The sequence below is a fragment of the Paenibacillus daejeonensis DSM 15491 genome (genome assembly GCF_000378385.1).
Lineage (GTDB): Bacteria > Bacillota > Bacilli > Paenibacillales > Paenibacillaceae > Paenibacillus_D > Paenibacillus_D daejeonensis.
In genome coordinates this window covers 54,642-79,154 of sequence record NZ_KB899674.1, presented here as the reverse complement: position 1 = coordinate 79,154, position 24,513 = coordinate 54,642, and the positions used below count along the sequence as shown (strand labels likewise).

Genomic DNA, 24,513 nt, shown 5'->3' with positions numbered 1-24,513 from the left:
ACCACGCTCCTCTGTAGATGAATTATGACTTGCGAGCCCGTGGATCGAGCACTTCACGAATCCCGTCGGACACAAGATGCAGGCTGATCGCAATCAACAGGATGACTAGCCCGGGCAGCGTTGAGATCCACCAGGCTTCCTGGAGATACATCTGGCCTTCGCGAATAATATTGCCGAGCGAAGGCTCCGGCGGCGTAATTCCCAGTCCAAGAAAGCTGAGTGAGGCCTCCGTCAAGATCGCATTGGCTGCTGTAATGCTGGCAGCTACCAGCATCGGGGCAATCGTGTTGGGCACCAGATGTCTTGCCATCAGCCAGCCGGGCGTAGCCGATACCATACGAGCCGCGTCGATAAAGGCTCTGCTCTTGATACCAAGGACCAGCGACCGCTGAAGACGGATCGCCCGCGGAATGTCGGCGATCGCAATTGCCACCACGACCGGAAGGAATCCCGCGCCGAAGATGGCAACCAGACCGATGGCGAGCAGCAGCGAAGGGAACGACAGGAAGATGTCCACCCCCGCCATCACTAGACGATCCAGCTTGCCACCGAAAAAACCGGACAAGGTCCCGAACAGCAGACCGAAAGACAAGGTAATGCCTGCGACCAGAAAACCGACGGATAGCGAGGTCTGTAAGCCTGTCATGGTTCGGGAGAAGACATCCCGCCCCAGCTTATCCGTCCCGAACGGATGCTCCAGCGACGGGCTATTCAAGCTGACACTAACGTTCGTCTTGAACGGATCCGCGAAGGGCAGCACCGGTACCAGCACCGCCAGCAGCAGCACCGGCACCAGAATAGAGAGGCCGATCAGGCCGATCCGGTTGCCCAGCAGCGACCGTAGCCAGCCGAGACCGGGCATCATGCGCAGTGGATAACTGACCGAGGCCAACGTCAGGTTTGCAAAACGATGTCTCATGCGTACGCCTCCCTTCTAAAAGTTTTCCGTTTAGAGCCGAACTCTTGGGTCGATGTACTTGTAAATAAAATCAGTCAGCATATTAACTAGAATAAACAGAAACGCGTAGACGAGGATGACGCTCTGAACCAGCGTATAATCCCGGCTATTAATGCCGTTGATCAGCAAGGTGCCGATGCCCGGGATGGAGAAGATGAACTCGGTGATGATCGTCCCGTTGAGCAGATTGCCAAAGGCCAGACCGGCCACCGTGATGACAGGCATCGCCGCATTTTTGAGCGCGTGCCGGAAGACGACCCGCAGTTGCGGGAGCCCGAAGGCTCTCGCGGTACGAATGTAATCCTCTCCCAGCACCTCCAGCACAGCCGTCCTTGTAATCCGGGCGATCATCGCAATCTGACCCGCACAGAGGACCATCAGAGGTAGCGCGATCCGTTGCAGCATCTGTCCTGGATCACTGAAATTGATTGTGCCAGATGCGGGGAACCAGCCAAGCGTCAAGGTGAAGGTCAGCATCAGCAGCAAGGCCATCCAGAACGAGGGCATCAAATCGACAAGCATCGTCAGCCAAGTAATCAGCTGGTCGAACCACTTCTTTCCTTTGTTCGCCAGATAAGCTGCGATTGTGCCGATCGTAACGGCAATGACACAGGAGATCAGCACGGTCAATACCGCGACCATCACAGTGATCGGCAACGCCTCCAGAATGAGCTGGGATACGGGCAGACCGGTCACGATCGTCGTACCCAGATCGAAGCGCAGCAGTCCGGTCACGTAATTGACATATTGCTGCCACATCGGTATGCCCAGTCCAAGTCGCTCTGTCATGGCTGCCAGGGCATCCCCCGACAAGTTGTCACCGGCCATGAAACCCGTCGCATTGCCGGGGATCATCCGCATGGCGAGGAAGACCAGCGTTACCACGCCGATAACTGTCGGGATAAGCTGCAGCAGTTTGCGCCAAGCATAGTCCGCCATTCAGGCATACCTCCTATCTTTGGATGTCGACCTCGTAGAAGTTCACTTTGGAGAGCGGGTTCAAGTGGACACCTACCACATAGGGGTGACTCGGCCAGTACCCGTGCAGCGACTGCGTAGGCAGATATGGCAAATCGGTCATCGCCATCTGCTGGACCTCTTTGTACAATTGGAGACGTACTGTCTCGTCCAATTCCATCCGCGCCGCCTCCAGCTTGGAAGTTAATTCCGGATTGTCGTATCCTGCGCCATTTAATCCGCGCGGGGCTTTATTGTCCGGGTGCAGATAGCTGAAGAGAATCGTGTCCGGGTTAATCGCTGGCAGCGCCCTGGATGAGAGTGCGAAGTCGCCATCATTGCGCCGTTGATTGAAGACAGGGGCATCGACCAGCTCGAACTCCAACTGAATACCGACGGCTTGCAGATATTCCTGTTCCAATTGCTCTCCCTCCCTGACCCCGTTGGAGGAGACGAGCGGTTGCTTAACTGTGAATCCGTCAGGATAGCCCGCTTCTGCTAACAGCTCCTTCGCCCGTTCGGGATTGTAATCATAGACGGGGATATCATCGGTGTAGCCGTCCATCCAGGAAGGCATAATGTTCGTTGTGCCTCTAGCGAGGTACGGTTGAAGGGTCTCATATATACTGGCGTAATCTACTGCATGCGCCCAAGCCTGCCGCACGCGCACATCATCGAATGGCGGCTGCGTCGTGTTGAACACTTTCACTTGAATGGAACGATCAAACCGCTCATTCATGGAGAAGCCGTCCCGCTCGAGTCGGGCGAGCGCTTCGTCACGATTGATGCGCATGGCGATATCTACTTCCCCATTCTGCAAGGCGATCGTCGCAGTCTCTTCATCTTTTATAATGATAAATTGCAGCTTGGAGATGGGGGCTGGCCCCTTGTAGTAGTCTTCATGCCGGGCAAGTACGATTTCGGAGTTGGTGCTGATGCTCTCCAGTTCGTAAGGTCCGGTTCCTACAGGATTCCAACGGAATTGGTCCCCCAATTCCTCCACAGCCTCCTGCTTGACGATCTGCCCCTGATGGTAATTCGCCACCACATGCAGAAAGTTGGCATCGGCCTGTTCCAATTCATAGACCACCGTATAATCATCCGGCGCTGAAACGGACTTGATATTGGACATGTCTGTAGCATACGGTGATGCGGTATCCGGATCGACAATACGCTCGTAGGTGTAGATGACATCCGCGGATGTGAACTCACCGTAGCCTTTTTGCCACTGCACACCTTTCCGCAAGTTGAAGGTCCAGGTCACATTGTCAGGTGTCTCCCAGCTCTCGGCCAGATCCGGGAGAATCTCGCCAGTCTCGGAATCGTAGGTCGTCAAGCCGCTGAACACATTGAAGGCGATCGCTTCATTTTCTACCCGAAAGACGGTCGCCGGATCAAACCCCGCCGGGTCATCGTAGAATCGAATTCGTAACACCTTCTCGCCCTCTGCGGGAGGCGCCGTCGAGGTAACCTCCCCAGTTGAAGAGGTCGTGTTGCCTGTCGTCGTCGCGCCATCCGAGGCGCAGGCAGACAGCGCCAAGACAACCAGCAACAAAAGCATTAGTGGTGCCATCCGTTTGTTTAGCATGGTCCAGCCCCCCAATATGATCTGAAATTTGTTTAAGCGCCTGCCAGTGAGCCCTCGCGAGCCGCAGCCACCTGTTCAAAGTAAGCCACCGCTTCATTCAATTTGACGACATCTGCATATTTCGCATTCAGATCGAACAGGTTGACCCAGTGGGACATCTCGGTCCGGTCAAACGTGCATTCCTCTACCACGCCCATCTTGAAGCTGTGTGTCGTTCCATCGACAACGGTCGATCGTACACAGCCGCTTGTCGACTCCCCGCATGCAATGAGGGTATCAATGCCCCAGCTCTGGAGCATGTAGGGGAGGACCGTGCCGTTGAAGGCACTGGGTGCCGCCTTGCGAATAACCAGCTCTCCGTCGATCGGCGCCACTTCGGATACGATTTCTGCTGAACGGCGCTTCAGCTCTTCCGGCATCTTCGCTTCCGACTGCGCCACCTGCTTGTTGCGCCCGGTGCGGCTTGCCCAACCGACCACATTATCGCGATCCAACTTGGTCACATGAATGACAGGGATTCCGTAGGTGCGCGCTGCCTCAAGCAATGTCTTGGTCCGGTCTACCGCCTCCCATCCCTCCAGGCCCATGCCTCCCGGATGCGTCTTGATTTGTTCCATCAGCGGTTGACGCGTCAAACCGAGTGCCCCTACATAGAAATCAATCAACAGTAGCGCCGGTTTGCTTCCAAAGCCAAAAGGCGCTTTCTTCCCCCGTGCCTGATCGTGTACCTTGTCTCTTTCGGTCATAAACTTTTCCCAACCTGGTGCTGTCATGGCAACCGCTCCTTTTATTCATGGGTTTGTATTGGCTTGAGTCAATACTATGTCAAATAAACTGACTCGTAAATGAGCGGTATTGAATGACCACATTAAAAATATGAATGTAAGCGGATGTTTTATATGATACAATTAGACAAACGAGCTATCACAGCAAGATTAATGTTAGTTTTTATAACCTATAAATAACACATAATATCCATGGGAGGCGCAGACATCATGAATCTGGATCAGATCCTGACATTTTTGAAGGTCTACCAGGTGGGAAGCTTTCAAGAAGCAGCCAGTCAGCTGTATCTGCCGCAGCCAACTGTGTCGCACCGCATTCATCAGCTAGAGAAAATAGTGGGGAACCCCCTGCTTATCCGCGGTAAAGGTGCCGTTCGTCTGACGGAGGAGGGCAAAGCGTTTCTGCCTTATGCTAGGATGGTCTCCAGCGCAGTGCGGGAGGGCCAAGAGGCGGTCGATCAAGTAAAAAGCGGCGCTTCCGGCAAGCTGGCCATCGGCTGCAACAATTCGTTCGCTTCCTGCATCATGCCCGAGGTGCTCGATACATTCACACGCAAGCACCCCGACGTCTCTATCAAAATCTACTGCTACAGCTCCACCGAGCTTGTTCGGTTGATGAAGAACCGTACGTTCCAAGTAGGCATTACCCGCTACTCCAGCAATAGCCCCGATTTGATCTACGAGCCCGTCTACCAGGATAAGATGAAGCTGTTTGTCTCTCCCAAGCATCCATTTGCCTCCCGCAAGATGATCCCGTTAGAAGAAGCGCTGCGCGAACCCATGATTACTTACCAGAAAAGCACGGAAAACCGCAGAATTCTGGAGATGATTCTCACGCAGCATAATCTCCCTTTCCATGTTAAATACGAGACCAATAACCTGGGCATGATCAAATACTTTATCCAGCGAAACAGCGGGGTGCATTTTTCGGCAGAGCTGTATATGCGCAATGAGCTTCGCGAAGGTTCCCTGGTCCAGGTCGACGTAGATCCCAATCCGTTTCCGCCCGGTCAGGTGTACATCGCTTATCACGACGGCGAACTCAGCAGCATTGATCGGTTGTTTATCCGTCACTTCGAGGAAGTGATTGTCAACACCCTGGGTTAAGCTTCATCCACAAACCTAAGGCTCCGGGCCCCCGGAGCTCGTATCTCTCTTGTTTGCCCCTTTTTTTTGCACCATTCCCCCCATGCCCACTTGCACACCTCTATCCCGACGCATCAACTGAGACCAAGAACAAAAATACTATAGAAAAACCTAGAGATTCTTAAGGTTTGCCTATGAAGGTCCATGATACATTGTTTCCATCCCAACCAAAATACGCCAGAGGAAGAAGGGGAGACCATGACTCCTACTCCTGCCGTTGCCGATACGGACAGGGAACCGCAAGCCAAACAAGCCTTCTACGAAAGAAAACGGTTCAGGCAAAACCTGCCGCTGTTTCTCATGCTTGTCCCGGGAATTCTGTATTACCTCATCTTTCGGTATCTGCCCCTGGGCGGACTTGTCATCGCTTTCAAGGATTACAATTTTTACGATGGCATTCTGTCCAGTCCCTGGGCGGGACTCAAGTATTTTGAGATTCTGTTCCAGTCCAGCGCCACGCTGCAGATCATCTGGAATACGCTTCACCTGAGCGTGTTGAACCTGATCTTCGGCTTTCCAGCGCCAATCATCATTGCCATTGCCCTTAATGAAGTGAGGAAAAGCTGGTTGAAGCGCTGGATTCAAACCATTATCTACCTGCCTCATTTTCTGTCCTGGGTCATCGTAGCAGGTATCGTCCTCACTTTGTTCTCTATTGATGGCGGCACCCTCAACAAGCTGCTCGCGCAATGGGGGGTTGAACCCATCCCGTTTCTGTACCGCACGGATTCCTGGGTTACAATCTTTATCGGGTCGGCCATGTGGAAGGAAATGGGGTTCGGCGCCATTATCTATCTGGCCGCCCTCTCCGCCATCGATCCGAGTCTGTACGAATCCGCAGGATTGGACGGCGCGGGGAAGCTAAGGCAGATCTGGCATATCACACTGCCTGGCCTGAGACCGACCATTATCCTGCTGCTGATTCTTGGTATGGGACGACTGATGGAGGTCGGGTTCGATCAGGTGTATAACCTGCAGAATCCCACCGTCCTGGAAAAAGCGGAAGTTATCAGTACCTACGTATACAAAGTCGGGCTGCAGCAAGCCCAGTTCAGCCTAACGACTGCAATGGGGTTATTCGAATCTCTTGTCGGGCTGATTCTTGTCTTGTCAGCCAATGCCCTGGCCCGAAAATTCGATCAAGGGTTATTCTAGGGGAGGGAACATGTCGTGAAAGAATCTATGGGCGAACGCCTACTCAGCACCTTCATTCATACCGTTTTAATTGTGATCTCGCTCACCTGCATTCTTCCCTTCTTGCATTTGATCGCATTATCCTTAAGCGAGGGGCAAGCGGTAGACTTAGGACGTGTATGGCTATGGCCGGTGGGGCTCGATTTTACAGCGTACCGTTATTTTTTTGAGAACACACCGGCATGGCGCGCCTTCAATAACAGCTTAATCATCACCTTGGTAGGGACGGCCTTGAGTATGCTGGTTACGGTGTTGACCGCTTACCCGCTATCCAAGCGCTATCTGTATGCACGTAAGCCCATCACTCTGGCGGCTCTGTTCACAATGCTGTTCAGCGGGGGCATGATTCCCACGTATCTGGTCATGAACAACCTACATTTAACTAACACGTTCTGGTCCTTGTGGTTCGTCGGACTGGTCAGCACCTACAACATGCTAATTATGAAAAGCTACTTTGAAAACATCCCGGTTGAAGTCCTGGAGTCGGCCCAAATGGACGGCTGCGGCGAAACTAAGCTGCTTGTACGCATCGTGCTGCCCCTGTCGCTGCCCATGCTGGCCACCTTGACGTTGTTCTACGGCGTTGGTTACTGGAACATGTTTATGAATGTCATCCTGTATATCAATCGGACAGAACTACAAAATCTTCCCGTCATCGTTCAGAGCATGCTGCAAATGCAGAGCATGTCCAACATGATGTCTATGGATATGGTGCAGCAGCAGCAGTTGATCTCCGAGAAGATGAAGGCCGTTGGCGTCATGGTGATGGTCGTACCGATGCTGGCCGTGTATCCGTTCCTTCAGAAGTATTTTGTCAAAGGCATTATGCTTGGCTCCATTAAGGGATGACAGACAGGTATTCCTATATCATAACGAGGGGTGTTCGTACTATGAGTAATCCAACATTCAGACGGTACAAAAAAATCGGCTCATCTGTTGTATCGGTTGCGCTCGCAATGAGCGTGGTCGCAGGCTGCAGCCAGCCAAAAGAAGGCGCGCAGACCAGCGACGCAAAGCCCAAAATCACGGCTTCCGTCTATGACCGTGGCAACATTCCCGCATCAGAAGGTACACTGGAGGACAACCGCTGGACAGCCTGGATGAACGAGCATTCGCCAGTAGAAGTGAAATTCGTGCCGGTGCTCCGTTCGGAGGCGGTGAATAAGCTGAACGTCATGTTCGCCTCGGGCACTGCGCCGGATATTGTCAATGATTATGACACCGGCTTCCGAGACTCATTGTATAAGCAGAAGCAGCTGCTGCCGCTGGATGATCTTCTTCAGTACGCTCCCGAATATGAAAAGCTGCTGGAGCAATATCCGCAGCTCCGTCAAGTGGGCACCAAGCCGGATGGCAAGCTCTACGAGATCGGCAAGATCAATGAGCCCCATTTGCAGAGCGTAGCTTTTATCCGCATGGATTGGCTGAATAAACTGAATCTGGAGATTCCCCAGACCACAGAAGAGCTGTACACTGTCCTAAAGGCCTTTGTTGAACAGGACCCTGACGGCAATGGCAAAAAAGACACCTACGGTATTAATATGAGCTATACCTCAGGCGGTATGGTGGATTCCATGTTCGGCTCAAACGGGTGGAAAATATCAGCAGATGATCGGGTTGTCCGCAGTTGGGACAATGCGCTCGAAGCGTTGAAATTCAAGAAACGGCTATTCGAGGAAGGACTTGTCGACCGTGATTATCTGGCGGACCAGAACGGCGCCAAGGCCAAGCAGGATTACCTGAATGGCAAAATGGGGGTCTATCTCCCCCCGGCAATCACCAATTGGTTCGAGCAAACGGTTACGGACATCAGGACGATCAAGAAAAGTGCGCCGGATGCAGAAATTGCCCCGATGAAGCAGCCGGTATCGCCTATGGGACAATTCGTACATCATGTGACCAATCCGATTCAGATGACTACCGTCATCAATGCAGCTGCCAAAAATCCTCAGGCGGCGATGGAATATCTGAACTTCATGCTTCAAAAGGACAACGTACTGACCTTGAGAAAAGGCATGGAGGGCGAGCATTGGATCAAGGAAGCCGATGGCCGTCTCAAAGTCATTGATCACGATAAGAACATGAAAGAAGTGGACTGGGCCGCAGACTATACCATGTTCTACTCTCTGCCACAAAATGAATATTTGACCTCCGAAGCTGCGTTCGACATCAATGATCCCGACCAGAAAGCAGGTCTGGAAATGATGCGGGAAGCTGATCAATTCCTGCTTGATCCCGAAGCCGAATATCCCGCCCTCTCGCACTATGAGCATATGCCGGTCCTGCCAAGCGAGCTGGTGGTCATCAATACGAATGTAGGGAAAGAAGTAAGTGATATTCTGGTGAAAGGAATCATTGGCGGTGCCAAGTATTCGGCCGAGCAGGCGATAGCCGATGCACAGACGGCTTGGGAAAAAGGCGGCGGCCAACAGATCGAGGCCTTCATGGACGAATGGTATCAGGAAAATAAAGACACGGCCTTCCTGGGCAAGGATGTGCTGGAGATGGTACGCTCGCAACTGAAATAGTCCGGCGCCTGCCAGACATAAGCACAGATACAACTTGGTCCGGCATGCGCCGGGCCAAGTTTATTGCTTATATTTACGTCATGAAATCGAGGGGGTGTTCGGGTTGAATCCCGCGGGCTGGCCAAGAGCGGTTGCTCAGAGCATCAGAGGAAGCTTTAAAATCAAACTCATTGTCCTGCTCTCCTGCATGGTCACCATTGCCTTTGCATTGGCAGGATGGCTGGTGTATAAGGTGAATGTAGAATTAATGGAGGATGAAATCAGCAAGCAGTTCTCCATTGCCAACGAGCAGGCGTTGGCCCGATTGGAGCTGACCATACAGGAAGTCAACCGGGTATCCCAGTCCATCATCCTGAACCCTTCGATTGAGAGCTTCGTGCGAGAGAGTGTCTCCTTTGAAGATGAGCTGTTTACGCAATATAAAAACCGCAAATATGTGGAGGAGCAGCTGACTACGCTGCAAGTGGATGCGCCGTCAATTCGCGCCGTCTATTTGTTCAATGAAAATGAAGCCCTGGCGATTGTCTCCAGAAGCGGCGCCTCCGAAACGCCGGACGCTGCACAGCTGTCCAAGATCATGGACCGACTGCACGCCCACCGGGGGAATCTGGTCTGGGCCAGGGCCAGTCTGCCCAGCACGATCGATCCGGGCGGACGCAGAACGGTTCTAATTGCCGCCAGACGAATGCTCAATGACAAGCTCGTTCCCTATGGGACCATGATGATGGTACTGGAGGAGAGCTTTGTGAGCAAGGTGTTGTCCGATCTGAAAAAAAACGGCAAGGTGCTCTTGCTCGAGCCTGAGGGGAGCCTGCTATATGCCAATACCAATCCAGAGGAAACCAACCAGCTTATGGATCTGATAGGAACTGCCGATCCCCAATATGCCTCGATGGAAGGAATTACGTATCTATTCGTCCGCCATCGTCTCGAGTCGGCGGGCTTTACGCTGCTCGGCGGCGTTTCCTTGCAGGAGATTCAAAGAAAAAATAAAGATATTATTCAAATTTTCGCCTTGGCCGGTATCGGCATCGTCGTGCTTAGCGCCTTGCTGATTACGATTTCTTCCCGCACCCTTCTCTCTCCCCTTGCCGATTTAATGCAGGGGCTGCGCAGGCTGCGCGGGGGCGATTTCTCGGCGAGAATCCACGTGCGCTCCGGCGACGAGCTGGGCTATATCGGGGAGAGCTTTAATCAGATGGCGGAGCAGGTGGGTACCCTCATTAATAGAGTTTATCTGGCCCAGATCAGCCAGCGGGAGTCGGAATTGAAGGCAATCCAGGCCCAGTTGAATCCTCATTATCTGCATAACCTGTTCAACGAACTGTACTGGAAGCTGTACAGCGACGATCAGTTGGAATCCGCTCATCTGATTAACGCCATCTCGGAAATGCTGAAGTATTCCCTTCAGCCCCTCCAGACCGATACAACACTGGGAGAAGAGCTGCATCAGGTCCGTAATTACCTGACCATCCAGACAGAGCTGTTTACCGGAGAAATTGAGACGAATATTCAAGTCGAGGAGTCTTTATTGTCTTTGCAGATGATGCGATGCTTGCTGCTTCCTGTCGTGGAGAATGTGTTCGTACATGCCTTTAGGGACATGGAGAGCAACCGCGTGCTGCTTATTAAGGCTGTCTTGCGGGACGACTTGCTGCTGTTGGAAGTAACGGACAATGGAAGCGGCATTGATGCAAGCACGCGTCATGCCTTGCTGAACAAGGAAGAACAACCGGATAACTCCCGCACGGGGATCGGCATGCAAAGCGTACTGCGGCGCATTGAGTTGGTCTACGGCGCTCCCTATGGGGTAGATATTATCAGCACCTTGGGGAAGGGGACAACCATCCGCATGATGCTTCCCAAGAAAACGACACGGTCAGAGGATACAGGGGAGGAAATGGGATGAAAGGCACGCTGTTTATCGCTGAAGACCAACCTAACTTCCGCAAAGGATTGCTGAAGCTTGCTGACAAACGGTCCACCGAGTGGATCGTGGTCGGAGAGGCCGCCAATGGTCAGGCGGCCCTGTCGGAGATGGAGCGCTCTATTCCGGATTTGCTTATTACTGATATCCGCATGCCCCGTATGGATGGGCTGCAGTTGACCAAAGAAATCAGAAGCCGCGGCTGGAAAACCAAAGTTGTTGTCATTACCGGGTTCAAGGATTTTGCCTATGCGCAGTCTGCCCTGAAATTCGGGGTACTCGACTTCATTACAAAGCCCTGCGTCGAAGCCGATATCTTAAGCCTTCTCGACAGGACCTATATTCGTCTACTCGAAGAGCATCAGTCGCAACGGCTGATGGAGGAATGGAAGCACCAGCATGAAGACAGTCAGCTGCGATCCGCCATAATCGGTACCTCGTACAATTCCGACGAGGTAGAGACCTTGCTGGGCCGGATGAAGGTGGGGGAGGTTTATTTTCTTACCGTTGCCGCCTATAGCTCCCCGGATAAGCTGTACAGCGCTCAGGATATCCCCCTTTTGCAGTTTGCCATCGTTAATATTGTAAGAGAGCATGTTCAACAATGGTTTGGTGAAGGCTATCGCCTGATTGCTTTGAACGTCTCCCAATGGGCTCTGATTGTTGATCGAAGCGCTGCCGCCTCGCTCTCTCCCTCGTGGCTGCAGCTCCTCTCCGAGTCGGTCCGTTATTATTTGAAGCTGACGATCGTATGCAGTGGGCAAGGACGTTCCCGTACTGCGAAGGAGCTGCACCAGGTATACGAGCAATATGGTGTAGGAGCCATCCAGAGCGCAGATATGGATTCCCAATCTATACATGGTTCGATACTCCAACCAACCGCCCTGCATGAAGTAGAGAACCAGATCGTCTCTTGGCTCATGTCGGGAGATAACACCAAACTGAGTACAGGATTGCAGGAACAAGCCATGCGCATCCAAGCGTTGCCTCTGCAACATGCCAAAATTCAAGCGATTCTCCTGGCAACCGCCCTCGTTCGGCTCGTACAGGTACAGTTTCCCGAATGGCGAATGGCCTCTCGCTCCATCGAGTGGGAAAGCGCCTACGTATGCGATACATCCGAAAGACTAACAAGTTGGCTACACGTCTATATCCACGAGTTTCTGAATGCCCATCAGGATTGGCTTGCCAGCAAAAACGACAATCCCGTCAAACAAGCCATACGGTTTATGCAGGAGAAATATATGGAGACCTGCGGTTTGGCAGAGGTAGCAGCTCATGTTCATCTCAATCCCAGTTACTTTAGCAACCTATTCAAGAAAGAAACCGGCGACAGCGTCACCGGATTCATTCAAACCTTGCGTATGCAAAAAGCGAAACTCCTGCTAGGCAGCACCGATATGAAGATTTTTGAAATCGCTGAAGCCGTAGGCTTTAATGATTCCAACTACTTCACATATGTGTTCAACAAAACGGAAGGCCGATCCCCGAAGGAATACCGAAAGCAGATGGCCACATCGGACCGATGCGATGATGACATGCGCTCCCGAACCTCAAAATAATAGAATGGATACCGTCTCGCGTCGCAGCCGTGCTAAATGCTCGGAATAGTGACGACGACAGTCGTGCCTTCTCCAAGTCGGCTCTCGACACTCACGCCATAGGCGTCTCCGAAGAGCAGTCGGATTCGGGCGTGGATATTGCTCAGTCCGATGCTATTCCCGGACGCGCTCTCCGAAGCTTCCGGAGCAGACGCCAGCTTGGCTCTGAGACTCGCCAGTGCCTCATCGGCGATGCCTCTGCCGGAATCGATGATCCGGAAGCATACATCACCTTGTTCATTGAAGCTCCCAATCACCTGTACCCCTTCCCCCGACTCCTTGCTGCCCAGCCCGTGGTAGACGGCATTCTCAACGAGAGGCTGGAGAATCATCTTCGGCGTCTTCAGCTCCGCTACGGCCTTATCCATCCGCACCTCCATCGCATACCGGTTCTCATATCGGATGGAGATGATATGCATGTAGTCCTGGACACACCCAACCTCTTCACGGATCGACACCAGTTCATCCTGCTTGATGCTGTATCGGAAGATCCTCGACATGCACGAGGTGATCTGGGCAATCTCCCGGCTGCCGTATTCGAGTCCGATGCTGCTAATACAATTCAGCGTATTATAGAGGAAATGAGGATTAATCTGACTCTGCAAGGCAGAGAATTCGGCCTGTTTTTTACTTAATTTCAACTCATAGAGTTGGGCCTGGGTATGGAAGATATCACGCGTCATCATCTCCATATTTTCGATCATGTGGTTAATATCGTAAGCCAGCGCACCGACTTCGTTGGTCGAGCGAACCTTGACCCGATAGCCCAGCTCTCGGGCGCCGATCTTGCGCATATCCGCCACCAATCCCATGACCGGCCGGGTGAGACTGTTCAAGAAGTAGTAGCCGAGCAGCATCATGCTGAGCGTCATACCGATACCAGCTATGATGCTGACTCGCTTGATGGCTTGCATGTCCGTCGTCAGCTCCCGCACCGGGATCCGGCTCACAATACTCCAGCCGTCTGCCAGCTCCAGATCGGATCGCTGGACGATGACATCCTCTCCGCCCTGCGTTTTCCATTGCTGCTCATCGGCCATTCCGTCATGTTCCGCTGGTCGGTTGGAAGCAATGATTTCATTGTGACTGTTCAGAATCGACAACGTCGAGTTTGGCGTCAGCTCCGTGTTTTCCACCAGCTCCTGAAGCTTGCTGGTATTGACCATGACGGAGCAATAACCGGTTTTTTGCAAAAAATGAACTCCGCCAATGGATTCGATAATCGGCGTGACATAGAAGAAATATTCCGCCTCCGTCTGATCGTGCCGGAGCAGCGGTGTGAAGATGCCGCCGTCCGAGCCTTCCTGCTGGCTGTAATGACGCATGAAGTCATCGTACGGCTTCAAAAAAAAACCTCGCTGCTGGCGGGCGACGAGCTGAACACACGTCTGCCCTTGCTGTCACTAATAATGATGCCACTCACGTATGAATTAAAGGAACGCATATAATCCATCAGATCGATGACATATGTGCCGATCTCGATGTTCCGCTTGTAATTATCCTCAGCAATCGTGAACTCCTGAATTTTCTTGTTGCTCACCACAATATTTGTGCTGACAATGATATCATCGAAGACCGAATCGATTTTCTGGCGCGTCTGCTCAATAATGGTATGACCGTAATTGGCCGCGCGCTTCTGTGTCAGATGATAAAAACTGTAGTAGAAATAGATCTCCATCATCATAAACAAGAAAATCGCGAGCAGAAAGATAAATAAAATCTGATGCTTCAGTTTTAATTTGCTGAGCTGCACGCGACTCCCTCCAGGCGTCTTTTTCGATATTTGGCCGGTGTAATCCCGCATTGTTTTTTGAATACTTTGTTGAAATAATAATAATCGATGTACCCCGCCCTGGCCGCCACTTCTTCAATGGACAATGGACTTTGCTCCAGCAACTCGCACGCTTTGCGGATTCTCAGCTCGGTTACATACTCCGAGAAGGTCTGGCCGAGCAGCTTCTTGAACAGCTGGCAGCAATACACCTGGTTCACATGGAACTGCGCAGCCAGCTCCTTCAGGTACAATCGTTGCTGATAATTGTGGTCGATATGCTGTACCATCTGCAGGAAACACGACTGAATGGTACCGTCATGGTCCAGCGGTCGGCTCATCTGCTTGATATAGACCAGCACGTCATAGATGAAGCCGCACAGCGACTCGAAATGCTCAAAACGCTCCTGAAGCTCGACATAATTCAAAAATTCTAGCTCCATGTCCTCCAATAATTCGGTGTAGGAGCCCATCAGCACGCCAACGGTCTGATTCCACAAGTACACCGCTTCGCCCATGCCCAAGCCATGCTGTCTGAAGTGCGCCTGGAGCCGGTTGACGAATGCATCGATATCCTCCTGCGTCTTCTCTTGAATAAGCGAAGGGAGCTCGTCGATAAACGGCTTGACCATCGTCAGCCTCGATTCGTAGGGGAAGACTCCATGTTCTTCGTGAATAAATAAACACGAGGCGGCCAGATCCGCCTCCTTAATCAGCTTGGCTATCGCTTCCTTGTTGTCGCCGATACTGCTGATTCCTGCCACTCGCGACACCATGCCGGCAAGCGCAGCTTCATTGACCCGCTCCAGTTCGGCCCGAGCTTCGCTCTTTAGAATATAAAGCGCTTTCTTGGCACCAAAAGCGACGGCCAGCGTTCTCTCCCGGTCATAGCCGGCAAGCTCGGAGCTTGGCTGCTCAGCGCCCACTGCATGTAGCATAACGACGCGATAGAAGATATTCCCTTCGTCTTCAAAAAACGTGGTAAACCGCCGAAGCTCCGTTTTGTCCGGCCCAGTGAGCGCCTCCAGCATCAGATGATTTCGCATGCTTTGCTTCTGGCTGAGCTGCTGCGCCAGCTTGTCGATCAACCGATCTGTCATCTCAATGTCGATCGGCTTGAGGCAATAATCCAGCGCACCTAGCCTCAACGCTTCCTGTGCGTAGGCGAACTCAGAGTATCCGCTTACAACAACGAAGCCAACATCCATGTCCTGCTCCCGTGTGAGACGGATGAGCTCCAGCCCCGACATCTCGCCCATCTGGATATCGGTAATGACCAGATCGGGACTCTGTTCGGAGATGGCTTCTAAGGCTTTGCGAGGGCTCGTGAACTCACCCGTAATTTCAAACCCGTATTTGCTCCAGTTAAAGGCGTTGCGTATGCCTCTTATCGCCCAAGGTTCATCATCGACAATCAGTACACGATACATGAGTACCCCCTTCTAGAATCAGGATGTCTCTTTTTCATTTTACGCGCATTGCGCGCGCATTACCATATCATCCCAATCATTTATTTGTGCTCTTCAAAGGGGTTAGACCCCGCAACGCCTATGCTGCGGGGTCCAACGTCTGATTCTGGCTGAAGGCAGCGACTCATTGGCTACTAGCTTTTGGATTGCTCCTGCGCCTGATACAGCTTGATGTTCTCTTCCATAACGGCCTGCCCGCCCGCTTCCATGTACTCGGCAACCAACTGATCGTACAGGCTATCGAACTCGGCCGGCTTGGCGACAATGAGGCGGTCCGTCATTTGCTTGTTCAGATCACCGAGCGTTTTGCCGAATTTGATGCTGGCTTCGTTGGGCGTCTCATAGAAATAATGGGTGTACGTATCGGTCGTATTGATCTTGTAGGACAACTCGGCGAGCCCTTCCAGCCCCGGCGCCGAGATCGCCAGCGCCTTGACGTTCTTCTCCTCATCGCCCAGCTCGACGCCGTTGACCACGAGCGTATAATCGAGATTCAGATAGCTGGTCTGCATGTTGTCGCCCGTCTGATTGACCGCCTGCGGGATGCCGTCCACCATCTCGTGATTGATCCCTTCCTCACCGAATTGCAGGAAGAACAGCACTTCGGGATCGGCCATCCAGTTCAAATATTTGATCGCCAGTTCGGCGTTTTTGCTGCTTTTCGGAATGATCACATTGATACCATTTTCGTTGTAGGCGACTTTTTTGTATTTGCCCTCGTAGTTTTTGAAGGTGTCGATCGGCAGGAATTCCGCCTCCGGGACATTGGCCTTCAGCGGCTCACTAATATGCTGACGGAGCGCGTAATCCCAGTTGGCACCGAAGAAGCCGACCTTGCCGTTAGTGACGTCCGCATCGGCCTGCTGCGCAGTTTTGTCCAGCGCAAAATCCGGGCTGATGAGCTTCTCGTTATAGAGCTTGTTAAGGAACCGGAGATAGTCCTTGTTGCCCGGGCGCAGCCAGCCGGGGATCGTCACGAACTCCTCCTCCGTCTGCTCCTCCCAGAAGGACTCCGCCAAGTTGCCGAAGGTGTAGTTCATACCGGTAGCCGCCACGCCCCAAGGGATTACGCCGTCCACGCCGCCTGGATTCTGATCGCGGAATGCCACCAGCGTATTATAGAGCTCCTCCTGGTTGGTCGGCGCCGGCAGGCCCAGCTTGTCGAGCCAGTCCTTGCGGATGAACAGTCCGTTCCAGGCCAGCGCCGTGCGCTTGGCGGGAATCGCCATCTGCTTGCCGTTGTATACGCCGTAGGCGAGTACCGTTTCACCCAGGTATGCCTTAAGCTGTTGGCCGTGCTCCTCCAGCAGATCATCCAGCTCCATAATTCCGTCGATCTTGGCGTATCTTGATACGGTTGCACCGTCATAAGTAAATGACACATCCGGCGCCTCATCGGCTGCCATCAGAACGTTCAACTTGTCGACTTCCTGAGACCGGGGAATGGACACGAATTTGACGATCGCATTATTCGCTTTGCCGAAATTCTCGTTAATGTATCTCGTCCACGTATTATTGTTGAGATCCGGCTGCCCCTGGATCCCTCTGTCGAAGATGCCAACCGTCAGCGTCACCGGCGGCTCTGCCGACTGCTCCGACGGCGTATCCGAGGTCTGCGGCGTGTTGGAAGACTGCGGCTCATTGGCCGTATTGCCGCTGCATGCGGCTAGCAGACTCATCATTAAAGACAATGCCAGTACGTAAGATAACCAAGATTTTCGTTTCATGGATAACCCTCTCCTTTAGGTTTCGTTGTATACACTCAGCCTTTAATGGCTCCGAGCATCATGCCATCGACAAAATACTTCTGAAGTTTCGGATAGACCAGCAGAATCGGAACGGTTGCGAAGATTACGCTGGCTGCCTTGAGTGACTCGGGTACGATATGAGCCCCGAAGCCTCCTTCCCCTTGCTGCTGGTTGTCTAGCTGCTGACTCTCGGTAATGATCTGGTACAGCTTCAACTGCATCGGATACAGATTTTTGTCGGTGATATAGAAGAGGGCATCCTGAAAACCGTTCCAGCGGTCCACCGCATAGAACAAGCTCAAGGTCGCAATCGCGGGCATCGAGAGCGGCAGGACGATACGTACCAGAATGCCCAGCTCACTGCAGCCGTCGATAGCTGCGGACTCTTCCAGACTGTCAGGAAGGGAGGAGAAGAACGTTCTGAGAATAATCATGTAGAACACACTCATTGCCCCAGGCAGAATCAAACTGCCCATCGTATTCATTAATTGGAGGTTCTTCACCAGAATATAATCCGGGATCAGGCCGCCGCTGAAGTACATGGTCACGACCATGATGGCCAGGAAGAAGGTCCGTCCCCTCAGCCGTTTCTTGGTGAGCGGGTACGCTGCGCAGATGGTGACAACCATACACGTGAGCGTAAACAAAGCGGTTAGCACAATTGTATACCCCAATGCGTAGAGCATCTCGGCATCACGAAAAATCGCTTTATACGTATCTAAGGTGAACTCAACAGGCCACAGCCCGACCTTTTGCGATATGATTGCATTATTTGAACTAAAAGAAAGCGCAATCATATAAAGGAATGGAACTAGGCAAGTCAGCGCTACGAGAGATATAAAACCAATGATGGCCAGATCCGTCAGCCCGGTTTTTCGATGAGTTAACATAGCTCGCCTCCTACCATATGCCCTGTTCCCCGACTTTTTTGGTGATGTAATTGGCAGTTAACAGGAAGATCAGTCCCACCACCGACTGGAACAAACCGACTGCCGTCGCCTGGGAGAAGTCCCCCGCCCCGATGCCGATCCGATACACATAGGTACTGATGACGTCGGAATATTCGCTGACCAGCGAGTTGCCCAACACATACGGACGATCAAAACCAATCGACACCATCCGGCCGATCTGTAGGATCAGCAGAATAATGATCGTCGGCTTAATACCCGGAAGCGTGATATGCCAGATTTTGCGGATCCGGGTGCAGCCGTCGATTGCCGCCGCCTCATACAGTTCCTTATTGATACCGACCAGCGCTGCGAGGTAGATGATCGTGCCCCAACCGACATTCTGCCAGACGCCGACAAGGACGTACAGGACGATCCAATTGTTCTTGCGGGAGAGAAATTCAATCTCGTTCAACCCCAGACTCGTTACCAGACTATTGGCGATCCCTCCAGTGGAGAAGATCAGATAGACCATCCCGCCAATAATAACCCAGGAGAGAAAATGCGGCAGATACAGCACGGACTGGGCAAGCTTCTTAAATCGGGTGTGCCACAGCTCATTAAGTAAAATGGCCAGTAGGATCGGTGCCGGGAAGCCGACGACCAGGTCCAGCGTATTCAGTACCAGCGTATTCTTCAGGGCGCGGTAGAAGCTCTTTTGTTCGAAGATGAACTGGAAGACATCAAGACCCACCCACTCACTGCCGCTAATGCCCTGGAAGATGTTGTAATCCTGGAAAGCCATCAATACACCATAGATTGGGCCGTACCTGAAAATGGCGATATACGTCAATGGCACCAGCAGCAGCACGTAGAGCAGCACGTCGCGTCTGATGCTGGAGAACAGCTTTCGTTTTCGTTTGGTCCGGACGACGGACGTTTCGGGAACCGCTTTCACAAGTATCCTCCTTTTTCGTTCGATAGGGTGTCTTCTCCTGACGAGTGGCAGTTGCGTGCTTTCGTACCTAAGTTTACGCTTGCGCTTCCACAATAAAAATGGATTATCTTAAATGGATCTTTGTACTCACTTTAGTTCGACCTAAACTGGATACAAAAAACAATTTAAGATCGTACATTTTTTATCATGTATCCGAAAGGTAGAATGAGCACCATAGCCAGTAAACCTATCCCATCTGAGTCCAAAGAAATATGAAAGCGGTTTAAATGGCGCTTAAGGCTAAAGGAGGTGGAACATTTTTTGGCAATCGGAGTTGAACCAAACAAGACATGATTCCAGGGAGGATTGTACATGTTGAGAAATAAATTCAGATCTCTGCTGCTAGGTCTTGCTGTGATACTCATGCTGCCCCAATGGGGCGGAACGGTGGCGGCAGCGGATGCACCCGGGGTGTCGAATTTCTATAATATTCTCTTTCAGAACGGCGGCGACCCCTGGGTCTACAAGCACACAGACGGCTACTATTATTACACGCACACAACTGGCGGTAACGTTACACTCTGGCGCTCCAAAACCATTACTGGCCTGGAGGGCGGTGACAGGATGGTGGCCTGGACACCCCCCAGAGGCACGATGTACAGCTCCAACATTTGGGCGCCGGAAATTCATCATGTCCAAGGTAAATGGTACATTTACTTCGCTGCCGACAATGGTACCAATGCCAACCACCGCATGTACGTCCTCGAAAATGACAGCGACAATCCGCTGACCGGTACCTGGACCTTCAAGGGCAAGATTACCGACCCATCCGATCGCTGGGCGATCGATGGTACCGTGCTGGAGGTAGCCGATCAGCTGTACTTCCTCTGGTCCGGCTGGGAGAACACAGACGGCAGCTTTCAGAATCTCTATATTGCCGAGATGAGTAACCCGTGGACGATCAGCTCGGAGCGCGTGCTGATCTCGGAGTCCGAATATGACTGGGAGAGCTCCCCTGCCAGAATTAATGAAGGTCCCCAGGTCAATATCCGGGGCAACACCATTAACCTGGTCTACTCGGCCAACGGCAGCTGGACGGACAGCTACTGCCTCGGACTAATCACGGCCGACATCAGTGATGATCTGATGGATCCCGCATCCTGGAACAAGAAGAGCGAACCGATCTTCTCTACCGCCAACGGTGTCTATGGGCCAGGCCATCACAGCCTCACTACCTCGCCCGATGGCAGCGAGGACTGGCTTCTCTACCACGCCGCACGCTGGCAGAGCTCAGGCTGGACCCGCAGCATCCGGGCTCAGGCCTTCACCTGGAATGCAGACGATACACCGAACCTGGGCGTGCCTGTCGATCCCAATGCTCCGATCGCCATCCCCTCCGGCGAGCCATCGCGGCAGCGTTATGAGGCCGAGCAAGCGAGGCTGGTGAAGGATCCCCTCAGCGGAACTGGCCCCTCCGTCCGCAGGGAGGCCACCGCTTCCGGCGGGATGAAGATCTCCCCTATCGATCAGGGTGGAGATGTTGTCGAATTCAACGTCAATGTACAGAACGAAGGCTTCTATACGATGTCCGCCCGCACGGCCAACGGTTCGGCGAGTGGCGGAACAGCGCACCTCATCTTGTCCGTGAACGGCGGCTCCGGCGGCAGACTGAACGCTGTCTATTCCGGCTGGAATCACTGGGGCGTCTCCACCGCCAGAGTTCATCTGAAGCCGGGGGACAATTCGATTCGTTTCCTCAAAGGTGAGCACCATGTCGAGATCGATAGTCTGGATGTCATCGGCCCTGTTGAAGGCATAGCCTTCGACGCTCCGGGATATACACTGGGACGCACTGAAACCCGCACCTTGCCCCCGGTGCTGGAGCTGGCTGCAGATCCCGGATCCGAAGCTCCCGTCCAGCCTGTTGCTGGCGGTGTTACGTACTCGGTCCCCGTCGACAACCAGGTGGTTGAGGTGACCGATCCGTCCACCGGCACGGTTCGGGCAGTCGGCCCGGGCAGCACCGTCATCACGGCAAGCTACGGAGGCCATACAGCGACAGCAACGATAACCGTCGCTGAGCAAGCGCCAGCCCTCCAGTCCATCGTCCTCAGCGGCCTGAAGCCCCTCTTGGTCAGCGGGCAATCCAGTCAGCCGCTGCGGCTTACCGCACACTTCAGTGATTATGAAGTGGTGGATATTACTGGCGCTGCCACTGTCGCCAGCAGCAACCCCGAAGTAGCTGCCGTGACAGAGGACGGCCTCGTCCAGGCTCTTCAGCCCGGAGAGTCGGTCATTACCGCAGCGTACGAAGGCAAGGAAGCATCGTTTAGACTGACGGTTGCAGCTGACCCCGACGCGTCGCAGATTCAGGTTCCTCCCGTGCTTGCGAAGACGCCTTCCGGCAGGGTGCCCGAGCTGCCTGGAGAGATTCCAGTGACAGGTCAGGATGGCGTGACCGGGATGGCCGAGGTCACCTGGAAGTTGCAGGGTGTGGACTTTAACTCCCTCGGTACGGTTCAGGTATATGGTCTTCTGAAGGAAGCTGGCATTCCTGCGGAAGCGCAAGTAGAAGTACTGCCAAGCTGGGGGCTCGATGAGCTCGTCTCCATCATGCGCAGCAGGGTCATGAACTTCTCCTACCCGCTAGGTGACGGATTGGGCAACTATAGTCAGGCGGCCTACGATGCCCTCCTCACCGAGCTGGATGTTGCCGAAGCGCTGTCCGCCGAGGCTGAACTGGAGGAAGGGCAGTTCGAAGAGGCGGTCGTTCGTCTCGATGATGCCGAAGCCGCGCTGCTGGACTCACTGAACCTCATCGAGGATGGCGTGGTCTACCACGCCTACCGGGATTTCTCCGGCGATGAGACAGGCAAGTATCCTTATGGCATTACCACCGAGGATTTGACCAATGGTGCAATCGCTGCGGTGCAGGAGGAAGGCGGCAACAGGTTCCTGCGTCTGACGACCACAGCAACCTCGGGCAAGGCCAACCTGTTCCTGCCGTTTGCCGGTGAAGTACATGCCGGTCCGGATGAGCGCATCGTTATCGCTTACCGGGCCAGACTGAACAGTAGCTTCCAATACGCTAATGGCGCCATGGTGCGCAATGACAGCGGCACAGGCAATTATTCGATGGTTACAGCCTTTGATACAGGCAAGATCATCGTCCAGAATGGCCCTTCCACCAAGACCAGGGTCCAGGATGCTGTTCTGAACAAATGGTATGACATTCGAATGGTGGCCAATTGGGATGCCAAAACCTACAGTGTCTACATCGACGATACTCTGGTCGCCACCGACTACAGCTTCCGCCATACCGGTGGCGAGAAGCTGACCGGCCAGCGCTTCGGCATCGACGGCTACGCCAACGCCTCGATTGACTTCGACGACTTCAGGGTGTTGATCACCGGAGGTGCAAAAGCTGCCCCGCAAGGCCTCACCGTCAACCCTGAAACGGCTGAAGATGCCAAGGACGGACAGATTACCGGGCTGAACGGGGCGATGGAATGGTCATCAGACGAAGGGGCGAACTGGTTGCGTTTCGGAGACGATGAATCCGTTCTGACCGATCTGGCGCCCGGGACGTACTGGATTCGCTACCGCGCCACAGACACCCATCAAGCGAGTCCGCATGTGGCGCTGTCGGTGCTGCCATACACGCCGTCTGAGCAGCCCGTCTCCGTCACGGGCGTGCGCCTGAACCCGACGAACGCCACGCTCTATACCAACCACGGCAGCTCCACCGTGCAGCTCACCGCCCATGTGGAGCCCGCCGACGCCACGAACCGGGAGGTGACGTGGAGCAGCTCCAACCCGGCCGTCGCGTCAGTTGATGCCCAAGGGCTCGTGCGCGTTCATGCCGCCGGCACTGCCGTCATTACGGTGACTACGGATGAGGGCGGCCATACAGCCACCTCTACGGTGACTGCCGCTGTCTACAGTACAGGCGGGGGATGGAATGGTCCTGTAGGGCCGCCTGTTGGACCCGAGCCTGGCAATGATACCGATCCGGCTGAGACGGAAGAACCCGTCCAGCATGCGGACGGCAGTTCGACTACGATTACAACCGACCCTGAGAGCGGTGCGGTGACGGAGATTACCTCGTGGCCAAACGGCGACCGCCAGGTCATTACAAAAGAAACCGACGGCACGACATCAGAGACCTTCACCAGTCAGGATGGCAGTAAGCGCGAGCTCGTGACCCGTCCAGACGGCAGCAGCCGCGCCCTCATCACGGAATCGAACGGTGTGCAGGTCGAGATACTCACGAGCACTCGGGGAGAAGTGACAGCCAAGGTTCAACTGCCGGTGGGCACAACACAGGCATGGATCACGCTGCCCGTGAAAGACGCTTCATCGTTCACGGTCGCTTACTCCGTCGACGCCGACGGCAGCCGAACGATCCTCGGCACCTCCATGCTGACCGAGGATGGACTCAGTTTCCTGGCTCGTGGTGATCTGTCGGTGCAGCTAATGGAGAACCGTATCGCCTTCAGCGATGTAAGCAGCAGCCACTGGGCGGCTGGCGCGATTGCCTTCACGGCCAGTCGCGAGCTGTTCCGGGGCACCGAGCCCGGCAGGTTCGCTCCCGGCGCATCCATGAGCCGCGCCATGCTCTTCACTGTGCTGGCCCGGTTGGACGGCACCGAAACCGAGGGCGGCGAGCTCTGGTACAGCAAGGCGCAGGATTGGGCGATCGCGGCGGGAATTAGCGACGGCAGTGCGCCAAGCGCCGCTATCTCCCGCGAGCAGCTGATTACGCTGCTGCACCGGTATGCCGGAGCCCCTGCTGCTGACGGCGACAGTACGAGCTTGGCAGACAGCGGCGAAATTGCGGCTTGGGCGGTTCATGCAATGAATTGGGCGGTGGCGACAGGCATCCTGAACGGCAAGCCGGGCAATCTCCTGGATCCGGGGGCGTCAGTCACTCGGGCAGAAGTCGCCACTATTCTGGTACGGTTTATCGTTGCGATGATGTAACCGAATCTTGTGTATTGTCGATCTTCACACCTGC

General features: G+C 53.7%; 17 protein-coding genes. 7 read left to right on the top strand and 10 right to left on the bottom strand.

Annotated features, from left to right (window positions below; translation table 11 throughout):
• Positions 1 to 22: 22 nt before the first annotated feature.
• The 4 genes from F556_RS0128365 to F556_RS35480 are packed head-to-tail and all read right to left on the bottom strand — an operon-like array spanning position 23 to position 4,276.
• Positions 23 to 919, bottom strand: a complete 897-nt coding sequence (locus tag F556_RS0128365; protein WP_020620382.1) for an ABC transporter permease — start codon at positions 917 to 919, stop codon at positions 23 to 25.
• Between the two features lie 30 nt (positions 920 to 949).
• Positions 950 to 1,897, bottom strand: a complete 948-nt coding sequence (locus F556_RS0128360; protein ID WP_020620381.1) for an ABC transporter permease — start codon at positions 1,895 to 1,897, stop codon at positions 950 to 952.
• Between the two features lie 13 nt (positions 1,898 to 1,910).
• A complete protein-coding gene (locus tag F556_RS0128355) occupies positions 1,911 to 3,503 on the bottom strand; it encodes an ABC transporter substrate-binding protein (RefSeq protein ID WP_020620380.1) in 1,593 nt (530 codons plus the stop codon).
• Between the two features lie 32 nt (positions 3,504 to 3,535).
• Positions 3,536 to 4,276, bottom strand: a complete 741-nt coding sequence (locus tag F556_RS35480) for an isochorismatase family protein (protein WP_020620379.1) — start codon at positions 4,274 to 4,276, stop codon at positions 3,536 to 3,538.
• 222 nt (positions 4,277 to 4,498) lie between these two features.
• Between F556_RS35480 and F556_RS0128345 the strand changes: the two genes are divergently transcribed.
• From F556_RS0128345 to F556_RS0128320, 6 genes are all read left to right on the top strand, one after another.
• Positions 4,499 to 5,395, top strand: coding sequence for a LysR family transcriptional regulator (locus F556_RS0128345; protein WP_020620378.1), 897 nt, complete (start codon positions 4,499 to 4,501; stop codon positions 5,393 to 5,395).
• Between the two features lie 237 nt (positions 5,396 to 5,632).
• Complete coding sequence (locus F556_RS0128340; protein WP_020620377.1) at positions 5,633 to 6,589, top strand: ABC transporter permease; 957 nt, start codon at positions 5,633 to 5,635, stop codon at positions 6,587 to 6,589.
• A 15-nt stretch (positions 6,590 to 6,604) separates the two neighbouring features.
• Positions 6,605 to 7,477 (top strand): carbohydrate ABC transporter permease, encoded by an 873-nt coding sequence (locus tag F556_RS0128335; protein WP_020620376.1) that lies wholly within the window; start codon positions 6,605 to 6,607, stop codon positions 7,475 to 7,477.
• A 41-nt stretch (positions 7,478 to 7,518) separates the two neighbouring features.
• Positions 7,519 to 9,156: an extracellular solute-binding protein gene (locus F556_RS0128330; protein ID WP_020620375.1), complete on the top strand. Its 1,638-nt coding sequence runs from the start codon at positions 7,519 to 7,521 to the stop codon at positions 9,154 to 9,156.
• Between the two features lie 103 nt (positions 9,157 to 9,259).
• Positions 9,260 to 11,065 (top strand): sensor histidine kinase, encoded by a 1,806-nt coding sequence (locus F556_RS0128325; RefSeq protein ID WP_020620374.1) that lies wholly within the window; start codon positions 9,260 to 9,262, stop codon positions 11,063 to 11,065.
• Positions 11,062 to 12,645 carry a response regulator transcription factor gene (locus tag F556_RS0128320; RefSeq protein ID WP_020620373.1) on the top strand — a complete coding sequence of 528 codons (1,584 nt, stop codon included), beginning with the start codon at positions 11,062 to 11,064 and terminating at the stop codon, positions 12,643 to 12,645. Before F556_RS0128325 ends, F556_RS0128320 begins: the two co-directional genes overlap by 4 nt.
• Before the next feature lie 32 nt (positions 12,646 to 12,677).
• Here F556_RS0128320 and F556_RS35475 read toward each other — a convergent pair whose 3' ends face one another.
• From F556_RS35475 to F556_RS0128290, 6 genes are all read right to left on the bottom strand, one after another.
• Positions 12,678 to 14,030 (bottom strand): sensor histidine kinase, encoded by a 1,353-nt coding sequence (locus tag F556_RS35475; RefSeq protein ID WP_020620372.1) that lies wholly within the window; start codon positions 14,028 to 14,030, stop codon positions 12,678 to 12,680.
• Positions 14,027 to 14,437 carry a CHASE3 domain-containing protein gene (locus tag F556_RS38940; RefSeq protein ID WP_020620371.1) on the bottom strand — a complete coding sequence of 137 codons (411 nt, stop codon included), beginning with the start codon at positions 14,435 to 14,437 and terminating at the stop codon, positions 14,027 to 14,029. Before F556_RS38940 ends, F556_RS35475 begins: the two co-directional genes overlap by 4 nt.
• On the bottom strand, positions 14,419 to 15,885 hold the full coding sequence (locus F556_RS0128305) for a response regulator transcription factor (protein WP_020620370.1): 1,467 nt from the start codon (positions 15,883 to 15,885) through the stop codon (positions 14,419 to 14,421). The genes F556_RS38940 and F556_RS0128305 overlap by 19 nt, the downstream gene beginning before the upstream one ends.
• Positions 15,886 to 16,058: 173 nt before the next feature.
• The gene (locus tag F556_RS0128300; RefSeq protein WP_020620369.1) at positions 16,059 to 17,651 is read right to left on the bottom strand and encodes an extracellular solute-binding protein; all 1,593 of its coding nucleotides are present in this window, start codon (positions 17,649 to 17,651) and stop codon (positions 16,059 to 16,061) included.
• 35 nt (positions 17,652 to 17,686) lie between these two features.
• Positions 17,687 to 18,562 (bottom strand): carbohydrate ABC transporter permease, encoded by an 876-nt coding sequence (locus F556_RS0128295; protein ID WP_020620368.1) that lies wholly within the window; start codon positions 18,560 to 18,562, stop codon positions 17,687 to 17,689.
• A gap of 10 nt (positions 18,563 to 18,572) precedes the next feature.
• The gene (locus F556_RS0128290) at positions 18,573 to 19,517 is read right to left on the bottom strand and encodes an ABC transporter permease (RefSeq protein ID WP_020620367.1); all 945 of its coding nucleotides are present in this window, start codon (positions 19,515 to 19,517) and stop codon (positions 18,573 to 18,575) included.
• A gap of 351 nt (positions 19,518 to 19,868) precedes the next feature.
• On the opposite strand from F556_RS0128290, the gene F556_RS0128285 reads away from it, so the two are divergent.
• Positions 19,869 to 24,479 (top strand): family 43 glycosylhydrolase, encoded by a 4,611-nt coding sequence (locus F556_RS0128285; RefSeq protein WP_020620366.1) that lies wholly within the window; start codon positions 19,869 to 19,871, stop codon positions 24,477 to 24,479.
• Positions 24,480 to 24,513: the final 34 nt, after the last annotated feature.

Bases quoted from the DNA above. Each gene is read 5' to 3' on its own strand.
- F556_RS0128365 (WP_020620382.1), bottom strand. From the start codon at position 919: ATGAGACATCGTTTTGCAAACCTGACGTTGGCCTCGGTCAGTTATCCA.
- F556_RS0128360 (WP_020620381.1), bottom strand. From the start codon at position 1,897: ATGGCGGACTATGCTTGGCGCAAACTGCTGCAGCTTATCCCGACAGTT.
- F556_RS0128355 (WP_020620380.1), bottom strand. From the start codon at position 3,503: ATGCTAAACAAACGGATGGCACCACTAATGCTTTTGTTGCTGGTTGTC.
- F556_RS35480 (WP_020620379.1), bottom strand. From the start codon at position 4,276: ATGACAGCACCAGGTTGGGAAAAGTTTATGACCGAAAGAGACAAGGTA.
- F556_RS0128345 (WP_020620378.1), top strand. From the start codon at position 4,499: ATGAATCTGGATCAGATCCTGACATTTTTGAAGGTCTACCAGGTGGGA.
- F556_RS0128340 (WP_020620377.1), top strand. From the start codon at position 5,633: ATGACTCCTACTCCTGCCGTTGCCGATACGGACAGGGAACCGCAAGCC.
- F556_RS0128330 (WP_020620375.1), top strand. From the start codon at position 7,519: ATGAGTAATCCAACATTCAGACGGTACAAAAAAATCGGCTCATCTGTT.
- F556_RS0128320 (WP_020620373.1), top strand. From the start codon at position 11,062: ATGAAAGGCACGCTGTTTATCGCTGAAGACCAACCTAACTTCCGCAAA.
- F556_RS0128305 (WP_020620370.1), bottom strand. From the start codon at position 15,885: ATGTATCGTGTACTGATTGTCGATGATGAACCTTGGGCGATAAGAGGC.
- F556_RS0128300 (WP_020620369.1), bottom strand. From the start codon at position 17,651: ATGAAACGAAAATCTTGGTTATCTTACGTACTGGCATTGTCTTTAATG.
- F556_RS0128295 (WP_020620368.1), bottom strand. From the start codon at position 18,562: ATGTTAACTCATCGAAAAACCGGGCTGACGGATCTGGCCATCATTGGT.
- F556_RS0128285 (WP_020620366.1), top strand. From the start codon at position 19,869: ATGTTGAGAAATAAATTCAGATCTCTGCTGCTAGGTCTTGCTGTGATA.